The sequence below is a fragment of the Falsiroseomonas selenitidurans genome, from assembly GCF_012103215.1.
GTDB lineage: Bacteria > Pseudomonadota > Alphaproteobacteria > Acetobacterales > Acetobacteraceae > Falsiroseomonas > Falsiroseomonas selenitidurans.
The window spans coordinates 63,231-80,347 of record NZ_JAAVNE010000012.1 but is presented as its reverse complement, the minus strand read 5'-3'; the positions used below and the strand labels follow the sequence as shown (position 1 = coordinate 80,347).

At 71.3% G+C, this 17,117-nt stretch carries 16 protein-coding genes; 10 read left to right on the top strand and 6 right to left on the bottom strand.

What is annotated here, in order from left to right; translation table 11 throughout:
* Window position 1 precedes the first annotated feature (1 nt).
* The 5 genes from HEQ75_RS09710 to HEQ75_RS09690 form a co-directional block, all read right to left on the bottom strand.
* The gene (locus tag HEQ75_RS09710; protein ID WP_168029736.1) at window positions 2–553 is read right to left on the bottom strand and encodes a hypothetical protein; all 552 of its coding nucleotides are present in this window, start codon (window positions 551–553) and stop codon (window positions 2–4) included.
* 10 nt (window positions 554–563) lie between these two features.
* The gene (locus HEQ75_RS09705; protein ID WP_168029734.1) at window positions 564–947 is read right to left on the bottom strand and encodes a hypothetical protein; all 384 of its coding nucleotides are present in this window, start codon (window positions 945–947) and stop codon (window positions 564–566) included.
* A gap of 18 nt (window positions 948–965) precedes the next feature.
* Window positions 966–4,079 (bottom strand): efflux RND transporter permease subunit, encoded by a 3,114-nt coding sequence (locus HEQ75_RS09700; protein ID WP_168029731.1) that lies wholly within the window; start codon window positions 4,077–4,079, stop codon window positions 966–968.
* Between the two features lie 2 nt (window positions 4,080–4,081).
* Window positions 4,082–5,779: an efflux RND transporter periplasmic adaptor subunit gene (locus tag HEQ75_RS09695; protein ID WP_168029728.1), complete on the bottom strand. Its 1,698-nt coding sequence runs from the start codon at window positions 5,777–5,779 to the stop codon at window positions 4,082–4,084.
* A 172-nt stretch (window positions 5,780–5,951) separates the two neighbouring features.
* The gene (locus HEQ75_RS09690; RefSeq protein WP_168029726.1) at window positions 5,952–6,866 is read right to left on the bottom strand and encodes a LysR substrate-binding domain-containing protein; all 915 of its coding nucleotides are present in this window, start codon (window positions 6,864–6,866) and stop codon (window positions 5,952–5,954) included.
* 117 nt (window positions 6,867–6,983) lie between these two features.
* Here HEQ75_RS09690 and HEQ75_RS09685 point away from each other — a divergent pair, with 117 nt between their 5' ends.
* The 10 genes from HEQ75_RS09685 (at window position 6,984) to HEQ75_RS09640 (ending at window position 16,874) form a co-directional block, all read left to right on the top strand.
* Window positions 6,984–7,529 (top strand): carboxymuconolactone decarboxylase family protein, encoded by a 546-nt coding sequence (locus tag HEQ75_RS09685; protein ID WP_168029724.1) that lies wholly within the window; start codon window positions 6,984–6,986, stop codon window positions 7,527–7,529.
* Between the two features lie 78 nt (window positions 7,530–7,607).
* Window positions 7,608–8,462 carry an alpha/beta fold hydrolase gene (locus tag HEQ75_RS09680; protein WP_209318459.1) on the top strand — a complete coding sequence of 285 codons (855 nt, stop codon included), beginning with the start codon at window positions 7,608–7,610 and terminating at the stop codon, window positions 8,460–8,462.
* Between the two features lie 49 nt (window positions 8,463–8,511).
* On the top strand, window positions 8,512–9,126 hold the full coding sequence (locus HEQ75_RS09675; protein ID WP_168029721.1) for a pyridoxamine 5'-phosphate oxidase family protein: 615 nt from the start codon (window positions 8,512–8,514) through the stop codon (window positions 9,124–9,126).
* A gap of 129 nt (window positions 9,127–9,255) precedes the next feature.
* Complete coding sequence (locus HEQ75_RS09670; RefSeq protein WP_168029719.1) at window positions 9,256–9,456, top strand: LysR substrate-binding domain-containing protein; 201 nt, start codon at window positions 9,256–9,258, stop codon at window positions 9,454–9,456.
* Window positions 9,457–9,608: 152 nt separating this feature from the next.
* Window positions 9,609–10,826 (top strand): glycine/sarcosine/betaine reductase selenoprotein B family protein, encoded by a 1,218-nt coding sequence (locus HEQ75_RS09665; RefSeq protein ID WP_168029717.1) that lies wholly within the window; start codon window positions 9,609–9,611, stop codon window positions 10,824–10,826.
* Between the two features lie 106 nt (window positions 10,827–10,932).
* On the top strand, window positions 10,933–12,483 hold the full coding sequence (locus HEQ75_RS09660; RefSeq protein ID WP_168029715.1) for an ABC transporter substrate-binding protein: 1,551 nt from the start codon (window positions 10,933–10,935) through the stop codon (window positions 12,481–12,483).
* On the top strand, window positions 12,480–13,340 hold the full coding sequence (locus HEQ75_RS09655; protein WP_209318458.1) for an ABC transporter permease: 861 nt from the start codon (window positions 12,480–12,482) through the stop codon (window positions 13,338–13,340). The genes HEQ75_RS09660 and HEQ75_RS09655 overlap by 4 nt, the downstream gene beginning before the upstream one ends.
* Window positions 13,337–14,239 carry an ABC transporter permease gene (locus HEQ75_RS09650; protein WP_168029711.1) on the top strand — a complete coding sequence of 301 codons (903 nt, stop codon included), beginning with the start codon at window positions 13,337–13,339 and terminating at the stop codon, window positions 14,237–14,239. Before HEQ75_RS09655 ends, HEQ75_RS09650 begins: the two co-directional genes overlap by 4 nt.
* Window positions 14,236–15,813, top strand: a complete 1,578-nt coding sequence (locus HEQ75_RS09645) for an ATP-binding cassette domain-containing protein (protein ID WP_168029709.1) — start codon at window positions 14,236–14,238, stop codon at window positions 15,811–15,813. Before HEQ75_RS09650 ends, HEQ75_RS09645 begins: the two co-directional genes overlap by 4 nt.
* A complete protein-coding gene (locus HEQ75_RS09640) occupies window positions 15,789–16,874 on the top strand; it encodes an endonuclease/exonuclease/phosphatase family protein (protein ID WP_168029707.1) in 1,086 nt (361 codons plus the stop codon). Before HEQ75_RS09645 ends, HEQ75_RS09640 begins: the two co-directional genes overlap by 25 nt.
* Here HEQ75_RS09640 and HEQ75_RS09635 read toward each other — a convergent pair.
* A complete protein-coding gene (locus tag HEQ75_RS09635) occupies window positions 16,855–17,049 on the bottom strand; it encodes a hypothetical protein (protein WP_168029705.1) in 195 nt (64 codons plus the stop codon). The two genes, HEQ75_RS09640 and HEQ75_RS09635, sit on opposite strands and share 20 nt — an antisense overlap.
* Window positions 17,050–17,117: the final 68 nt, after the last annotated feature.

Here is a 17,117-nt window from a genome sequence, read left to right as displayed (position 1 = left end):
GTCAATGATGCCGGTGGCCGCCCGGCATCGGGCCACCATGCCGCGGCGTGCCGCCGGCATAGCCCCGCAGGCGGGAATAGGCGGCGATCTGCTCCGCGTTCAGGATCGCCGCCTGTGCCAGATGCGTGCGCAGATGCACGGCCCGGATCTCGCCCTGCAGGGCCGCGATGCGGGACGTGCGCGCCGAGAGGTCGGCGGGCGTGACACTGCGGTTGCGGAAGGTGGTGTCGAGGGCGCGCTCCTCCTCGATCACGCGGGCGCCGAGCGCACGCGCCGCGGCCTGCATCTCTGCCATGAGGTGCTGCGTCGCGGCGAGCTGCGCGGGCGTGAGCTGCATCGCCCCAGCCAGCTCGATGACATGGGCGGGGCCCGGCCAGCCGTTGAGCTCGGCGGCCAGCGCCAGGCCCATGCCGCGGCCGGCCAGCAGATCGGCCTGCTGCTCCGCCGACAGTGCGCGGATCGGGCGGTCCGTCATGCCGGCATAGGGCGAGGGTGTGTCGGCCGAAGCCGGGCTCGCGACGAGCAGGGCCAAGGCCATCAATGTCCTGCGCATCCGGGTCTCCTCAATTCTGGTCCATCGGCGTGAAGCGCGCCTGCACGGGACGTTGGCCGGGGAGCGTCAGCGTGACAACCGCGCGCATGCCGCGCGCGGCCAGGAAGGCGCCGGTGCCGGCCAGCACATTGTCGCCGACGGGCGCGAGCGCCACGGTGGCCTGGCGCCCGCCCGCCAGGATGAGGACCTGCGCCGTGGCTCCCGCGGCCGGGATCGGCCGGTCGGCGCCATCGAACAGGAACAGCCGCAGCGTGTTGCCGGCCGCCAGCAGCTCGGCGTGGTTGGTGCCGATATCCACTTTCTGGCCACCATTCGGCCCCCGACGTGGTTCATGCGCCTGGGCGCCGACCGGTAGGAAGATCAGGCTGGCGAGCAGCAGGCGACGTGGGATCATGGTCGGGTTCCTCGTGGATCAATAGGCCTCGGCAACCTTCCGCTCCTGCTGGACGACGCGCAGGCGTTCCAGGGCGGGACGACCGAAGCGATGGAACAGCAGCGGCGTCAGGAAGGTGTCGAGCAGCGTCGCGGTGATCAGCCCGCCGAAGATGGTCACGGCGACGGGGTGCAGGATCTCCTTGCCCGGCTCGCTCGCGCCGATCATCAGGGGGATGAGCGCGAAGCCGGCCGAGAGCGCGGTCATCAGCACCGGCGTCAGCCGTTCCAGGCTGCCGCGCATCACCAGCGCCAGCCCCCAGCGCTCGCCTTCCAGCAAGGCGAGGTTCAGATAGTGGCTGACCTTCAGGATGCCGTTGCGCGTTGCGATCCCGGCCAGGGTGATGAAGCCGATCATCGACGCGACGGAGAGCGGCTGCCCCGCGATCCACAGCGCCGCGATGGCGCCCACCAGCGCGAGCGGCACATTGCCCATGATGATCAGCGCCAGCACCGCCGACTTGTAGCGGCTGTAGAGCACCATGAAGATCAGCGACAGTGACACCAGGGAGAGTCCGGCGATGAGGCGCGCCGCCTCCTCCTGCGCCTGGAAGGTGCCCTCCAGGGTGAAGAAGTAGCCGGGCGGCAAGGTGGCCATCTCCATCTCGGCCCGGATGCGCGCGATGATGCCGGCCATGTCGCTGCCATCGGTATTGGCAAGCACGACGATGCGCCGCCGGCCATTCTCCCGCAGGATCTGGTTGGGGCCATCGGTGTCGTGCAGTTCCGCCAGCAGCGACAGCGGCACGCGTCCGGCTGGTGTCGCGATCATCACGGCGGCGAGTCCGGCGCCGGTGCGGTCGGCATCGCCGAGGCGCATCACCACGTCGAAGCGCCGCGCGCCGTCCACCACCTGGCTGACCACCTGGCCGCCCGACAGCGATTGCAGGGCTTCGGCCACCGAGGCGGCCGAGATGCCATACAGCGCCGCCCGCTCATGATCCACCGCCACCTGAAGCTGCGGCACGCGCAGCTGGCGCTCCACCTGCAGGTCGGTCAGGCCGGGGATGGCGGCCAGGCGCTGCTGCATCCCCTCGGCCAGGGTGCGAAGCGTGTCCAGGTCATCGCCGGTGATCTTGAGCGCGATCTCGGCCCGCACGCCGGACAGCATGTGGTCAAGCCTGTGCCCGATCGGCTGGCCGACATTGGCACTGCCGGGCAGCACGGCGAGGCGCGTGCGGATCTCGGCCGAGATTGCCTGCTTGCCGCGTTGCGATGCGTGGAGCGAGACGTCGAGTTCCGAGGAATGCACGCCCTCGGCATGTTCATCCAGCTCGGCGCGGCCGGTGCGGCGGCCCACGGTGCGGACTTCCGGCACCTGCATGATCAACAACTCCGCCTGCCGCCCTAGCCGGTCGGCTTCGGCCAGGCTGATGCCGGGCTGGAACTGCAGGCTGATGGTCAGCGTGCCCTCGTTGAAGGGCGGCAGGAAGGAGCGTGGCAGGAATGGCACGGTCGCCAGCGCGCCCGCCACGCCGACACCCGCCAGCAGATACACGAGGCGCGCGCGGGCGAAGGCCCAGAGCAGCGCATGCTCGTTCCAGCGCTTCAGCACGCGGACCAGCGCGCTGTCGCCGTGCTCCATCCGCTTCATGCGCGGCAGCAGGTAGTAGCAGAGAACCGGCGTGACGGTTATGGAGACAACCAGGCTCGCCAGGATCGAGACGATGTAGGCGACGCCGAGCGGCGCGAACAGGCGACCCTCGATGCCGGTCAATGCGAACAGCGGCACGAAGACCAGGATCACGATCATCGTCGCATAGACGATGCCGGAGCGGACTTCCTGGCTCGCCTTGGCAACCACGATGAGGGCGGGCAGCGGGTCCGGCTGCGCGCGGTTCTCCCGCAGGCGGCGGAACACGTTCTCCACATCCACCACCGCGTCATCCACCAGCTCGCCGATGGCGATGGCCAGGCCACCCAGCGTCATGGTGTTGATCGACAGGCCGAGCAGCTGGAACACGACGACCGTGATCAGCACCGAGAGCGGAATGGCGGTGAGCGAGATGAAGGTGGTCCGCCCGTTCAGCAGGAACAGGAACAGCACCACGGCCACCACCGCCACCGCCTCCAGCAGCACCTTCTCCACATTGGCGATCGAAGCCGCGATGAAATCGGCCTGGCGGAACTGCACGTTGTTGGCGGTGACGCCGGGCGGCATGGCGCGCTGCAACGAGGCCAGCGCCGCTTCCACCTGCGCCGTCAGCGCCACCGTGTCGGCCGAGGGCTGCTTCTGGATCGACAGGATCACCGCCGGCTGCCCCATGCTGCCGGCCTCGCCGCGCTTGAGGCGGGCGGCGTAGTCGACGGTCGCGACCTGGCGCAGCGGGATCGGCTGGCCGGCCCGCACGGCGACGGGGGTGTTCGCAAGGTCCGCGAGGCGCGTGGTGCGCCCGATGTTGCGGATCAGGTATTCCCGCCCCGCCTGGTCCACATAGCCGCCGCCGGTGTTGCCGCCGAATTGCCGCAGCGCGGCGTGCACCTGCTCCGCCGTGACGTCCAGCGCGTGCATCCGCGCGACATCGGGGGTCACGCGATACTGCCGCACCTCGCCACCGATCGGGATCACCTGGGTGATGCCTGGGATGGTCAACAGCCGCGGCCGCACCACCCAATCCGCAAGCTCCCGCAGCGCCATCGGGCTGGCGCGCCCATCGGTGGACATCGCCACCAGCATGATCTCGCCCATGATGGAGGAGATCGGCGCCATCTGCGGCGCGACATTCGCCGGCAGCTGCGCCCGCACCAGCGACAGGCGCTCCGCCACCTGCTGGCGGTTCACCCAGATGTCGGTGCCCCAGTCGAACTCCACGAAGACGATCGACAGCCCGACGCCGGAGACGGAGCGCACGCGCGTGACACCCGGCATGCCGTTCATCGCCGTCTCGATCGGGTAGGAGACGAGAAGCTCCACCTCCTCCGGCGCCAGGCCCTCGGCCTCGGTCATCAGGGTGATGACCGGCTTGTTGAGGTCGGGGAAGACATCCACCGGCAGGCGTTGCAGCGTGAAGGCGCCGTAGACCACGAGGATCGCGGCCGCGACCAGAACGACGATGCGGTTCCGCAGGCTGGCGGTGACGAGGATGTTGAACACGGCTAGCGGACCTGCGCGATCAGCCCGGCGCCGCTGGTGACCACCCGTGCCCCCCGTTCCAGCCCGGCCGTGACCAGCACATGCTGGCCGTCGAGCGGCTGGGCCCGCACGGGCCGCGGCAGGAAGCGCTCGGCGCTCGGCATCTCATAGACCACCTGGCCGCCCTCGGGGTTGCGGATTACGGCCTGGGCCGGCAGCACGATGCCGACGGTGCGGCGCGGCGTCTCCACCAGCACGGTCACGGGCTGCCCCACGGCGAGGCCGGCCGCGCCGCTCTCGATGCGGAAATGCAGGGGCAGGCCCTGCTGGCGGAGCGTCATGCCGCGGCCCACGAAGCCGAGCCGCAGCGCCTCGCCACCCGCCGTCACGGCGGAAGCGCCCGAAACCTCGGCCACCGCGGCGGGGTCGAAGGCGATGGCCTCGACCCAGAGGCGTGTGGGATCGACGATGTCGAACAGCGGCTCCTGCGCCTGGATCACCTGGCCGGCGGCGACGCGCACCACGCTGATCAGGCCGGCGGAGGGGGCCAGGATCGGCTCCCGCCCCGTCACCGCCGGCAGGTTCGCTGCGCGGCGCTGACGCAGGCCCTCCAGGTCGGCGCGGGCATCGCTGATCTCGCGGGCCGCGACGGTGCCGGCCAGCGCGGTCAGTCGGCGGACCCGCGCCTCGCCGATGACGATCAGCGCATCCAACTCGGCGATGCTGGCGCGCACCCCGACGCGATCCTGCGCCGCCATGATCGGCACCACGAAGCCGAGCACCTCGCCACGCGCCACGCGCTGGCCCAGCATCGGGAAGCCGCCTTCCGGCGGCTCGATACGGCCGGCTTCGGAGGCCTGCACGCGGCCGGAGGCATTGGGGTCTGCGACCACCCGGCCGGTGAGCGGGATGGCAACGGCGGCCTCGCCCGGCTCGGCCGTGCCGGTGCGCAGGCCCAGGAGGCGCTGCGAAGGCTTGGGGACAAAGATGCTGCCGTCCGGTTGCCGCCGGGGCGCGTCCATCGGTTGGGCCCCGGCGATCATCGGCACGAGAAGAACGGCCAGCAGGGCCACCGCGGCCGGGGCCGCGGCCACACGCCCGGGGCTCGGTGCACCGGCCGGCAAGCCCTGGGCGCGCGTGGCGGTTGCCGGTGGCTCGGCGACAACAAGCGGCGGCAAGGCTCGCGGCGTGGCGGCACGGCCAATGGCGATGCCGAGCAGCAGCAGGACCAGCCCCGCCGCCCACAGGACAGGCTCGCGCAACGCCATCGAGAGCAGCTCCGCCGAGCCTGGCGCTGCGGTCGGAGCCACGGCCGCAGCGGGTATCTCAAGCGTCGCGGGCAGCAGATCCACGTCCTCGCCGGCGGTGATGATGAAGACCAGGTTCCGTTGGCCCGGTCGTTCCAGGGCGGGGTTGGCGAGGAGGTAGGTCGCCTCGCCGGCCCGCGTCGCCGCGCCCAGATCCTCGCCGTCGAGGGTGACCTGCACCGTGGCGCCGTCGATGGGCTCCGAGGTCGCGTGCCGGTCGAGGTAGAGCCAAAGCCGGCGGTCCGGGCCGAGGACCGCCACGATCTCGAACAGCTCGGAATGCGCCTCGGCGCGCGGCGCGGCGACCGCCGGCGGTGCGGGTTCCTCCCCATGGGAATGGCCTTCATGGCTGAAGGCAGGGCGTAAGCCGGCTGCTGCCAGCAGCGCGACAAGCAGCAGAACTCGAATCAGCACGCGCGCCCCCCAAGTCCAGACCGCCACGGATCCAACCTGCCGGCACAGGACGTCGCGGGCGTTGCCCGATCATGACAAAGCATTGCAGCGGAGGCGCCAAGCCCCGGGCGGGCGGTGACTCGCCCGGCGCGCCGAGTCGCACGGCACGCACCGATCCTGGCCGATGTCGCGTCTAGGCCCGAACGCTCGCGGGGCCGGCAAAACGCGCACGAGCTTCCCGCACGAACGCCATGACGTTGGCCGAGCCACGACGGCTGGCCTGGTAGAGCAGGCTGACGGGCACCGCGGGTGGCTCATGGCTGCGAAGCAGGTGCCGCAGACGCCCGTCCGCCACCGCTTCCTCGACCTGGTATGACAGGACGCGCGTGATGCCCCGCCCGCGCAGCGCCGCGGCAATGGCGGCATCGGCGCTGTTGACGGTCAGGCGCGGCGCGAGGGAGACGCTGGACGGTGCGGCGTCCGGATGACCCGCGGCGGCGAAGCGCCAGGCGTCGGTGGCTTCCAGCCCGTCGAACGCGATGATCGCGTGCTGCCTGAGTTCGTCGGGCGATCCAGGCTCGCCATGCGCGGCGATGTAGCTCGGGCTGGCGACGAGGACGCGACGAACCTCCGTCAACGGCACCGCGATCAACGCGCTGTTCGGCAGCACGCCGATGCGCACGCCGATGTCGAAGCCTTCCTCCACCAGATGCGTCACGCGATCGACGAAGGTGAGGCGGACGGAAAGCGCCTCATGCGCGGCGGCCAGCTTCTCGGCCACCGGAAGGATGTGCAGCCGTCCGAACACGACCGGCGCGGTGACGGAAAGCGTGCCGCGCGGGGCGGCATCCTCACCGCGCACCTGGCTGCGGGCGGCTTCCAAATCGGCCAGGATCCGACGGCAATGCTCGGCATAGATCGCGCCGGGTTCGGTCAGTCGGACGACGCGGGTGGTCCGGTGAAACAGGGCAACACCAAGTTCCGCTTCGACCATCGCGACGGCGCGGGTCGCCGCGGCGGGCGACCAGCGCAAGCTTCGCGCTGCGGCGGCGAAGCTCGCGCGGTCAGCCACGGCGAGGAAGGCGCGGAGGGCGTCAAGCTTGTCCATGCATCTATTTCAGCTGCTGCAATAATGAACTGTCAACAATGCGGATTATCCGCGAGGCTGGCATGAGCCATTCCTGTTGCCCCGGCGCTGCCGCCGCGTTCCACAGGAGAAACCACCATGTCCCGCCTGACCATCCCGGCCCGCGAAGCCGCCCCCGCTGCCTCCCAGCCGCTGCTCGACGCCGTCGAGAAGTCGCTGGGCAGCGTCCCCAACCTGTTCCGCCTGGTCGGCCAGAGCCCGGCCGCGCTGTCCGGCCTGCTCGGCCTGAACGGCGCCCTGTCCAAGGCGCTCGATGCCCGCACGCGGGAACGCATCGCACTCGCCGTGGCGCAGGTGAATGGCTGCGACTACTGCCTGTCGGCACACAGCTATCTCGCCCTCAACCTGGCCAAGCTGGATGAGGCCGAGATCGCCCTGAACCGCCGCGGTCATTCCGCCGATCCGCGCGCCGATGCCGCCGTGGTGTTCGCTGCGAAGGTGGCGACCGCGCGCGGCCAGGTGAGCGATGCCGATCTCGCCGCCGTGAAGCTCGCCGGCTACACCGAGGCGCAGATCATCGAAATCGTCGGCCTCGTGGTGGTGAACGTATTCACCAACTTCATCAACAACGTGGCCGAGACCGAGATCGACTTCCCGGTCGTCCGCGCCGCCGAAGCCGCCTGATCGCGCCAGGAGGTGGGCGCCGGCGGCAGCCGCCGGCGCCCGCCTGCACATCCGATGTTCCAGGCTTGGAGTCCCACCGTGACCCTCTACAAATTCGCCACCGTGGACGGCCGCCAGATCTTCTATCGCGAAGCCGGTGATGCTGGCCTGCCCACCCTCATCCTGCTGCATGGCTTCCCGACCAGCAGCTTCATGTTCCGCGACCTGATCCCGGAACTGGCCGACCGCTTTCATGTGATCGCGCCCGACTATGTCGGCTTCGGCCAGTCGGACGCGCCGCCCGCCACCGAGTTCGCCTACAGCTTCGAGGCGCTGACCGACCATGTCGAGGGGCTGATCGCGCAACTCGGCCTGACCTCCTACATCCTCTACATGCAGGATTATGGCGGCCCGGTCGGCTTCCGGCTGTTCACGCGTCATCCGCAGGCGGTCGCGGGCTTCGTGATCCAGAACACCAACGCCTATGTCGCGGGGGTCGGCGAGATGCCGGCGCAGGTCTTCCTGCCGCTCTGGAACAAGCGCGACGCCACGACCGAGGCCGCCGCGCGGGGCTTCCTGGCGCCCGCCACCACCCGCTTCCAGTACCAGGTGGGCGCGCGCAACGTCGAGGCGATCAGCCCCGACAATTGGACGCATGACCAGGCGCTGCTCGATCGCCCCGGCCATGACCTGGCGCAGCTGGACCTGCTCGAGAACTACAAGACCAATATCGCCCTCTATGAGCGCTGGCACGAGGCGTTCCGCACGCACGCCCCGCCCACGCTGATCATCTGGGGCAGGAACGATCCGTTCTTCACCACGGCCGGCGCCGAGGCTTTCCTCGCCGATCTGCCGCAGGCCCGGTTGGTCTGGCTCGATGCCGGCCATTTCGTGCTCGATGAGAATGCCCCGGCCGTCGCCGCCGAGATCAAGGCCAGCTTCGCCCCGCAATGAACGGCTGGCCGCGCTGTGGCGCGGCCCGCCGTCCCGACAGGATACCGCCATGGGCCATCGCTTCATCGAGATCACCGCCACGCCGTCCGTCAAGGCGGCACGCGCCGCGCAAGGCAGTGCCGCCGCCTATGCGCGCTTCGAGGGCGGCCCGGATACGCATGACCGGCTCGGCCCCGCCGAGGCCGGCTTCATCGTCGCGCGCGACAGCGCCTACATCGCCAGCGTGTCCGAGACCGGCTGGCCCTACATCCAGCATCGCGGCGGTGCTCCGGGCTTCCTCGTGCCGCTCGACGACCGGCGCATCGCCTTCGCCGATCTGCGTGGCAACCGGCAATACCTCACGCTCGGCAACATCGCCGCCGAGAGCCGCGTCGCGCTGTTCCTGATGGACTACCCGAACCGCCGCCGCCTGAAGCTGCTCGGCCGCATGGCGGTGGGCGGAGCCGAGGATGCAACGCTCGCGCCGCTGCGTGCCGCCTCCAGCCGGGCCGAGCGCCTCCTTGTCGTCACGGTCGAAGCCTTCGACTGGAATTGCCCGCAGCACATTACACCCCGCTTCACCGAGGCCGAGGTGATGGCGGGCGTGGCCCCCTTGCGCCGGCGGCTCGAGGAGCTGGAGGCGGAAAACCGGGCCCTCCGACAGGGACTCAACCCGGATCAGTAACCCGCGGCATGATGCGTCCGCGCCCGGCGCCATCGGGCATGCGCTGCCGCCCGCCCCGGGCAGGCGCCAGCAGGTTGCGGGCCATGGCGCAGAAGGCGTCGCCCGTGGTGGTGGCACTCACACCTGGGCATGGGTCCGGCGCTGCTGCCGGACTGGCTGATCGGCGACGACCTGACTTCCGGGCGGCTGGTGGAACCCTTCTCCGCGCTGCGCGCCACGGCGACGGATTTCGAGACCGGTGCCTGGCTGGTCTACCCCAGCCAGGACTGGCTGCCGACCAAGGTCAGGGCGACGCTCAACTTCCTGCGGGCGCGGCTGGGGGATGGGTAGGGCGGGGCTGCCATGGGCCGGTGCCGGCCCGTTGCGGCGCCGGCCGGGATCGACGTCCGCGGACTGCCGCCGTCACCCAATCGTCGCCCCGGCGCCACGGAAGCGCCCCGCACTTCTGCTAGGGCTTTGCGCTTCCGGCAGGATTACGTCGCATGGTCGCCATCCGTGACATGCCATCCGATGTGCGTGAGGCGCTGTTGGCGCGCGCCGCCGACATGCCCATCTGGGCGAACACCGCCTGTGTCGCAGGCCCCGGGCTCGCGCAACGCCGCATCGCCCTGGTCACCACCGCGGGGCTCCATCTGCGTGGCGAGCCCCATTTCCGTTCCGGCACCGGCGAGTTTCGTGTCATCCCGGGCGATGTCGATCCGGGCGCGCTGATCATGTCGCAGACCTCCACCACCTATGATCGCACCGGCTTCCAGGAGGACGTGAACACCGTCTTTCCGCTCGATCGCCTGCGGGAAATGCAGGCGGAGGGCGTGGTCGGCTCGCTGGCGGCGCGGCACTTCGCCTTCATCGGCTCGGCGACGGAAGCGCACCAGATCAAGCCGCATGCCGAGGAAGTGGCGCGGGCGCTGCGCGCGGACGGGGTGACGGGCGTGCTCATCCTGCCGGTCTGCCCATCCTGCACGCGCGGCGCCGCCATCCTGGGCCATGTCATCGAGGCCGGCGGCGTGCCGACTGTCGGCATCAGCCTCGTGCGCGAACATACCGCGGTCATCCGGCCGCCGCGCGCCCTGCATGTGCCCTTCGAGCTTGGTCGCCCGCTCGGCGTGCCCGGTGACGCAGCCTTCCAGCGGCGGGTGATCGAACGCCTGCTCGGCATGCTGCGGCGCGTGGATGGCCCGATTCTCGAAACCTATGAGGAGGTGCCGGCCTTCCTGGGGGAGGATCGGATGGCGGGCTGGACCTGCCCGGTGCCCTTGCCGGCACCACCCGCCGGCAGCGCCCTGGGTGACGCCGTGCGGCAGGAAATGCGCCTGCTCGCACCCTGGCGCGATGAAGCGGTACGCCGCCGTGGCCGCACCACCACGGGCCTTTCCACGCTGCCCGCCGAGGCGATCGCCGAGCTGCTGATCGCCTTCCACACGGATCCGGCCAACACGGCGCCGCCGGCAGGCCAGGCGCTGGCGGCCGCGCTGCGCTATGGCGTGGATGACCTCAAGACCTGGTACCACGAAGCGGCGCTGGCGCGGCCAGGGCCGGTGCCAGGCCTGCGCATGGCCGACTGGGTCTATGGCGAGACCGCCTTCGGTCGCCTGCTGCTGGAGCTCCACGCGGCCTGCGCCGCGCATGCCGATCCGGCGGTGGTCCAGTTCGGCGCCGTTCGCCTGGTGCCGACGCACCAGCGGCACCGGCTCGGCTGACCCATCGACAAGCAGGCGATTCGTCGAATGGCCTGTCATTCACACTTCACCGCGTCCACCTTGCCATCGCGTTAGCTTCCGGGCCATCCGCCGAACGGAGAGCTCCATGCGACGCATTGCCCGACGCAGCTTGGCCGCGCACCGTCTCACCCGGCTTGCCTGCCTCATTGCCGGCCTCGCGACCCTGCCCGCCCTTGCACCGGCTTTCGCGCAGCAGGAGCCGCAGCGCGGTGGCACCTTGCGTATCGCGCAAGGCAGCCTCCGCACCGCCGACCCGCACCGCCACACGGGCGACAGCCCCGTCCAGCAGGTCTATGCGGAGGCACTGACGAGCATCTCGCATGACGGCTCGGTGAAGCCCATGCTGGCCGAGCGGGTCGAGGTATCGCCCGATGGCCTCGCCTACACCTTTCACCTCCGCCGCGGTGTGCGCTTCCACAATGGGCGGGAGATGACCTCCGCCGATGTGGTCGCCAATGTCGAGCGTGTGCGTGACCGCGTGCAGGGCGGCTGGCTCACCACCGCGATGCGGGGGCTGCGCGCGGTGGAAGCGCCCGATCCGCACACGGTGCGCTTCGTCCTCGCAGAACCCTTCGCTCCCTTCACCAACCTGCTGTCCGAGCTGTGGATCCTGGCGCCGGAGACCGAGGGATGGGCGACCACGATCAACCGCCCCATCGGCACCGGCCCCTTCCGCTTTGCCGAGTACCGGCCCAACATCCGCTTCGTCGGCGAAGCCAATCGCGACTATTGGCAGGCGGGCCTGCCACGCCTGGACGCGGTGGAATTCGACATCCGCCAGGTGGCGGACCGCAGCCTCGCGCTGCGCGCCGGCGACATCCATGTCGCGCGCATCCCCGATGATGCGGTGGAGACGGTGCGCCGCGACCCCAATCTGCGCGTGACCTTCTACGGCGACACCGAATGGTGCGCGGTGTCGTTCAACAACCGCAGCCCGCGCGGGCCCTTCGCCGATCTGCGCGTCCGCCGCGCCATCGCGCACGCCTTCGACAAGGAGGCGTTCATGCAGACCGTCGGCAACTACGTCGTCGGCAACCAGATGGCCGCGCCCGGCAGCTACCATTGGGACGAGGCCATGGAGCGTGCGGATCCCTACCGCCAGCCGGATCTTGCGCGCACCCGCGCGCTGCTGGCCGAGGCGGGCGTGGTGCCGGCCCGCACGCCGCTGCGCATCGTCTCCTGGCAGAACGACTATTCGCTGTTCACCGCGCAGACGATGCGCGGCCTCGGCTTCAACGTCGAGCACATCGCGCTCGACGACATCGGCATGCAGACGCGGCTGACGCGCTACGACTGGGACCTGACGCCGGTGTGCTCCGGCCCGCGCGCCGATATCTATCTTCGCTTCGTGCGGCTCATGAGCGAAGGCCCGCGGCCGCAGATGTGGGGCGGCATCCAGGACGCCAGGCTGGACCAGTTGATCAGCCAGGCCGTGACGACGGTGGATGATGCGGCGCGGCGGCGACGCTACCTGGAAGCCTGGCAGCATGTGATGGACAGCCACCAGGTGCTGGTGCTGGGCCATCGTCGCTCCCCCATCGGCGTGCGCGCCGAGGTGCGTGATTTCCAGCCGGGCTTCACCGTGTCGCCGCACCGGGTGGATGGCGGCGTCGCCTACACATGGCTGGCGCGTTGAGCGCCACGCCGGCCGACCGGGCCAGAGGACTGGGCGGCTGGCTTGCCGCCTGGCTGGGCGGCTGGGGCCAGCTTGGGCTGGCCATCACGGTGCTCGCCGTGGCCGTCGCGCTGCTGGGGCCGGCGCTGTCGCCCTTCGATCCGCTGGCGCCATCCGGGCGGCGCTTGCAGCCGCCCACCGCGGAGCACTGGCTCGGGCTTGATGCGCTGGGGCGCGATGTGCTCTCGCGCCTGATCACCGGCACGCAGATCAGCATCGCGGTCGGCATCGCCGCGACCCTGCTGGCCTTCGCGCTCGGCGCCGGGATCGGTCTGCTCGCCTGCGCGATCGGCGGTCCGGTGGCGGGGCTGTTCCTGGGGGCGATGGACCTGCTGCGCACGCTGCCGAGCATCCTGCTGGCGCTCGTGCTGGTGGCCGCGATCGGCACCGGGACCGGGCCGGTCACCTTCGCGCTCGGCCTGGCCTTCGCCCCGGTCTTCGCGCGCGTGGCCCGCGCCGGCTACCTGCGGGAGATGGGCGCGGGCTACGTGACGGCGGCGCGCGGCCTCGGCGCCTCGCGCGTGCGGCTCGTCCTGGTGCATGCGGCCCCCAATCTCGTGGGACCGCTGTTGACGCAGGCCGCGATCATTCTGCCGCGCGTGATCACCAAGGAAGCCGTGCTGAGCTTCTTCGGCGTCGGCGCCGCGCCCGAGGCGCCCACCTGGGGCCGCCTGATCGCCGAGGGCACGCGCTTCGTCGAACGCGCGCCGCATCTCGTGCTGGCGCCGGTGCTGGCCCTGGCCGTGGTCACGCTCGGCCTGTCGCTGCTCGGCGATGCCACGCGCCGGCGGCTCGATCCGAACCGGGTCGCCGGATGAGCCGCGCGGGCCGCATCGGCGGCGTCGCGCTGCGCCAGGTCCTGCTGCTGCTCGGCATCACCGTCGCGGTCTTCGTGCTGCTGCGCGTCGTGCCGGGCGATGCGGTGGACGTGATGGCGTCCGAGGGCGACATCACGGTCGCGCAGGAGGATCTGCTGCGGCGGATGCTCGGCCTTGATATCGGCTGGCCGGGGCAGTTGCTGGCCTGGGGTTCGGATGCGCTGATGGGCGATCTCGGCACCTCGCTGCGCTACGGGCAGCCGGTGTCCGACATGGTATGGGCGGCGCTGCCGGTGACGCTGGGCCTCGCGGCGGCAGGGCTCGCCATCGGGCTCGCCCTCGGCGTGGCGCTCGCGCTGCTCGCGATGCTGCGGCCGGGCCTCGCGGCGCTGGTCGATGCGCTCAATGTCTGGTCGATCGTGATGCCGACCTTCTGCGTTGGCCTCGCCGGCATCCTGGTGTTCTCCGTCTGGCTCGGCTGGCTGCCCTCGCTGGGCCATGGGCTGGTGCCGGCGGCGATCATCGGGCTCGACATCGGTGGGCAGATCGCGAAGCCGCTGATGGAGGATCTGCGCGAGACGGCGGAGGCGCGCTTCGTCACCGCGCTCCGCTCCCGAGGCGTGCGGCGCGGCGCGCTGGTCTGGCGCCATCTGCTGCCGAACTCGCTGACCGCGGTGCTGCCGCTCGCCGGGCTGATCGTGGCCGGGCTGGTCGGCGGCACGCTGACGATGGAGGTGCTGTTCGGCCTGCCCGGCCTCGGCGCGCTGTTGCTCGATGCGATCCTGGGCCGCGACTATCCGGTGGTGCAGGCCGCCATCCTGGTGCTCTCCGCCGCCGTGATCGCCGCCAACCTGGCGACCGAGGCGATGCAACGGGCGCTGGACCCGCGGGTGCGATGAGCGGCCTGCTGGTCCGCGACCTGCGCGTCACGCTGCCAGGCCCGGTCGAGGCGGTGCGCGGCCTGTCGCTCGCCGTGCCGCCGGGCAGCGTCGTCGGCCTCGTCGGCGCCTCGGGTTGCGGCAAGTCGGTGAGCCTGCTGGCCATCGCGCGGCTGCTGCCGAAGCGGCGGGGGCTGGTGGTGTCGGGCGAAGTGCTGCTCGATGGGCGCGACCTGCTGGCGCTGGATGAGGTGGCGATGCGCGGCGTGCGCGGCCGGCGCATCGGCGTGGTCTTCCAGGACCCCGCCGCGGCGCTCGACCCGCTGATGACCATCGGCGCGCAACTCGACGAAGCGCTGGCCGCCAACGGCGCCGCACCGGCCGGCATCGCCGGGCGCGCGCAGGCGCTGCTGGAGGAGGTCGGGCTGCAGGACACGCCGCGCCTTCGGGCCGCCTGGCCGCATGAGCTTTCTGGCGGGCAGCAGCAGCGCGTGGTGATCGCGCTCGCCCTTGCCGGCGATCCCTCGCTGCTGCTGGCCGATGAGCCGACCACCGCGCTCGACCCGACGGTGCAGGCGCAGGTGCTGCGCCTGTTGCGGGATCTCGTCGCGCGCCGCGGCATGGGGCTGCTGCTGGTCTCGCATGATCTGCCGCTGGTGGCCGGCCAGGCCAGCGAAGTGCTGGTGATGCATCGCGGCACGGTGGTGGATGCCGGCCCGCCGCGCGCGGTGCTCGGGACGCCGCGCCACCCGGTCTCGCGCGCCATGGTGGAGGCCGCGCAGCTCGCCCGCGCGCCGGCGCCGCGCGCCGCACCCGCGCGGCTGCGCGTGCAGGCGCTGCGGATCGCCTATCGCCGTGGCACGCACGTGGTGAACGCGGTGCAGGGCGTCGAATTCGAGATTGCCGCCGGCGAGGCGCTCGGCCTGGTGGGCGAAAGCGGCAGCGGCAAAAGCAGCATCGCGCGCGCGGTGGCCGGGCTGGTCGCGCCGCTGTCCGGCAGCATCGACCTGGACGGCGCGCGTCCCGGCGACCCGCGCGCCTGGGCCCGGCGCTGCCAGCTGGTGGCCCAGGACCCGCTCGGCGCGCTCAATCCGCGGCACACGGCGCGCCGCGCGCTGGAGGAGCCGTTCCGAATCCACCGCCTGCCCGATGCCGAGGCGCGCATCGCCGCCGTGCTGGCGGAGGTCGGGCTGGACGCGGCATTGCTGGGGCGCTACCCGACGCAGCTTTCCGGCGGGCAGCGGCAGCGGCTTTGCATCGCCCGCGCCCTGCTGCTGGATCCTGCCGTGCTGGTCTGCGACGAGCCGGTGACCGCGCTGGACGCCGCGTTGCGCCGCCAGGTGCTGGAGCTGCTGGCGGCGCTCTGCGCGCAGCGTGGCCTGGCGCTGCTGATGATCAGCCACGATTTCGCCGCCGTGCGCGCCATCTGCCCGCGCGTCGTCGTGCTGGATGCGGGCGTGGTCATCGAGTCCGGCCCGGCCGAGGAGGTGATGCGTGCCCCGCGCCACGCCCGCACCGCCGCCCTGGTTGCTGCGCTGCCGCCGCCCCTGGCTGCCTTAGGAAACCGCCGATGCACGACCCATCCCAGCGCCTGATCTGGTCCACGATCGGCGACATCGCCGAAGGCAGCTGCGCCGAGCTGCCGATCGTGCCGGCGGAGACGCGCCATGCGCTTCGGCCGCTGGCGGGCGACCCCTCGGTGAATGACCGCTTCGTGGCGGAGCAGGATTTGTTCCGGCTGGTGGAGCTGCGCCAGCCGGCGCCGGCAGCACCGCCGCCCGAGGCTTTGCGCCTCGGCTACTGGAACCTGGAGCGTTGCAAATACCCGGCCGCCACCGCGCGGCTGCTGGGACGCAGCGCGTTGGATGTGGCGCTGCTGGGCGAGATGGATCTCGGCTGCGCCCGGTCGGGCCAGGCGCACACCACCCGCGTGCTGGCCGATGCGCTGGGTGTCGGCTACGCCTATGGCGCGGAATTCCTGGAACTCGCGCTCGGCGACAAGCGCGAGCGCGTCTGGCATGCGGGGCAGGAGAACACGGTCGGCTACTACGGCAACGCCTTGCTCACGCGCCTGGCCCTGCGCCGGCCCGCCATGATCACGCTGGACGACAGCGGCATCTGGTTCGAGGAGCCGACGCCGCGGCTCGGTCGGCAGATGGTGCTGGTCGCCACCGTCGACCTGGCGGGCGGGCCGGTGACGCTGGCCTCCGCGCATTTCGACAGCGAGGTGCCGCGGCTGCGCGCCGCCAACATGGAAACGCTGCTGGACGCGCTGGAGCGCTACGCGCCTGGCCAGCCCGTGGCGCTGGGCGGCGACTTCAACACCAAGACCGTCGATTTCCGCCACATGAACGATGTGGCGTTCAAGCAGCGCCTGCTGGAACGCGATCCGGACCGCCTGCTGCGGCCGGAGCGCTACGAGCCGCTTTTCGCCATCGCCGCCGGCCGTGGCTATGACTGGGAGGGGTGCAATGTGGTGGCGCACACCGCCCGCCAGCGCCCGGATGGCGAGCCCAACGCGCCGTTCTTCCGCAATGACTTCTTCTTCCTCAAGGGCCTGGTGGCCAGCGCGCCGGCGCAGATCGCGGCGGTGGACGAGGACGGCGTCGCGATTTCCGACCACGAGATGCTGGCCGTCACCGTGCGCCTCTCATGACCGCCGGCCAGGAGGCGGAGGCCGGGATGACGTGCGCCTCCAGCCGGAAGGACAGCGTGTAGATCATGCCGAGGCGGAGCGCCTCGGCATCCAGCCGGCAGGCGCCGTCATCCTCGCGCGCGAGGCCGCCATGTTCCTCAAGCGAGAGGGCCAGGCGCATGATCGTGCTCTTCACGAGCCCCGTGCGGTCCGCGACGGAGGCAGCAGGACAGGTCGGGCACGACGACGATGCCGTTCGGGCCA

Excerpts from the sequence above, each read along its gene's own strand:
- HEQ75_RS09685 (WP_168029724.1), top strand. The coding sequence starts at position 6,984 with ATGTCCCGCCTGACCATCCCGGCCCGCGAAGCCGCCCCCGCTGCCTCC.
- HEQ75_RS09705 (WP_168029734.1), bottom strand. The coding sequence starts at position 947 with ATGATCCCACGTCGCCTGCTGCTCGCCAGCCTGATCTTCCTACCGGTC.
- HEQ75_RS09670 (WP_168029719.1), top strand. The coding sequence starts at position 9,256 with ATGGGTCCGGCGCTGCTGCCGGACTGGCTGATCGGCGACGACCTGACT.
- HEQ75_RS09645 (WP_168029709.1), top strand. The coding sequence starts at position 14,236 with ATGAGCGGCCTGCTGGTCCGCGACCTGCGCGTCACGCTGCCAGGCCCG.
- HEQ75_RS09710 (WP_168029736.1), bottom strand. The coding sequence starts at position 553 with ATGCGCAGGACATTGATGGCCTTGGCCCTGCTCGTCGCGAGCCCGGCT.
- HEQ75_RS09675 (WP_168029721.1), top strand. The coding sequence starts at position 8,512 with ATGGGCCATCGCTTCATCGAGATCACCGCCACGCCGTCCGTCAAGGCG.
- HEQ75_RS09665 (WP_168029717.1), top strand. The coding sequence starts at position 9,609 with ATGGTCGCCATCCGTGACATGCCATCCGATGTGCGTGAGGCGCTGTTG.
- HEQ75_RS09660 (WP_168029715.1), top strand. The coding sequence starts at position 10,933 with ATGCGACGCATTGCCCGACGCAGCTTGGCCGCGCACCGTCTCACCCGG.
- HEQ75_RS09650 (WP_168029711.1), top strand. The coding sequence starts at position 13,337 with ATGAGCCGCGCGGGCCGCATCGGCGGCGTCGCGCTGCGCCAGGTCCTG.
- HEQ75_RS09690 (WP_168029726.1), bottom strand. The coding sequence starts at position 6,866 with ATGGACAAGCTTGACGCCCTCCGCGCCTTCCTCGCCGTGGCTGACCGC.
- HEQ75_RS09640 (WP_168029707.1), top strand. The coding sequence starts at position 15,789 with ATGCACGACCCATCCCAGCGCCTGATCTGGTCCACGATCGGCGACATC.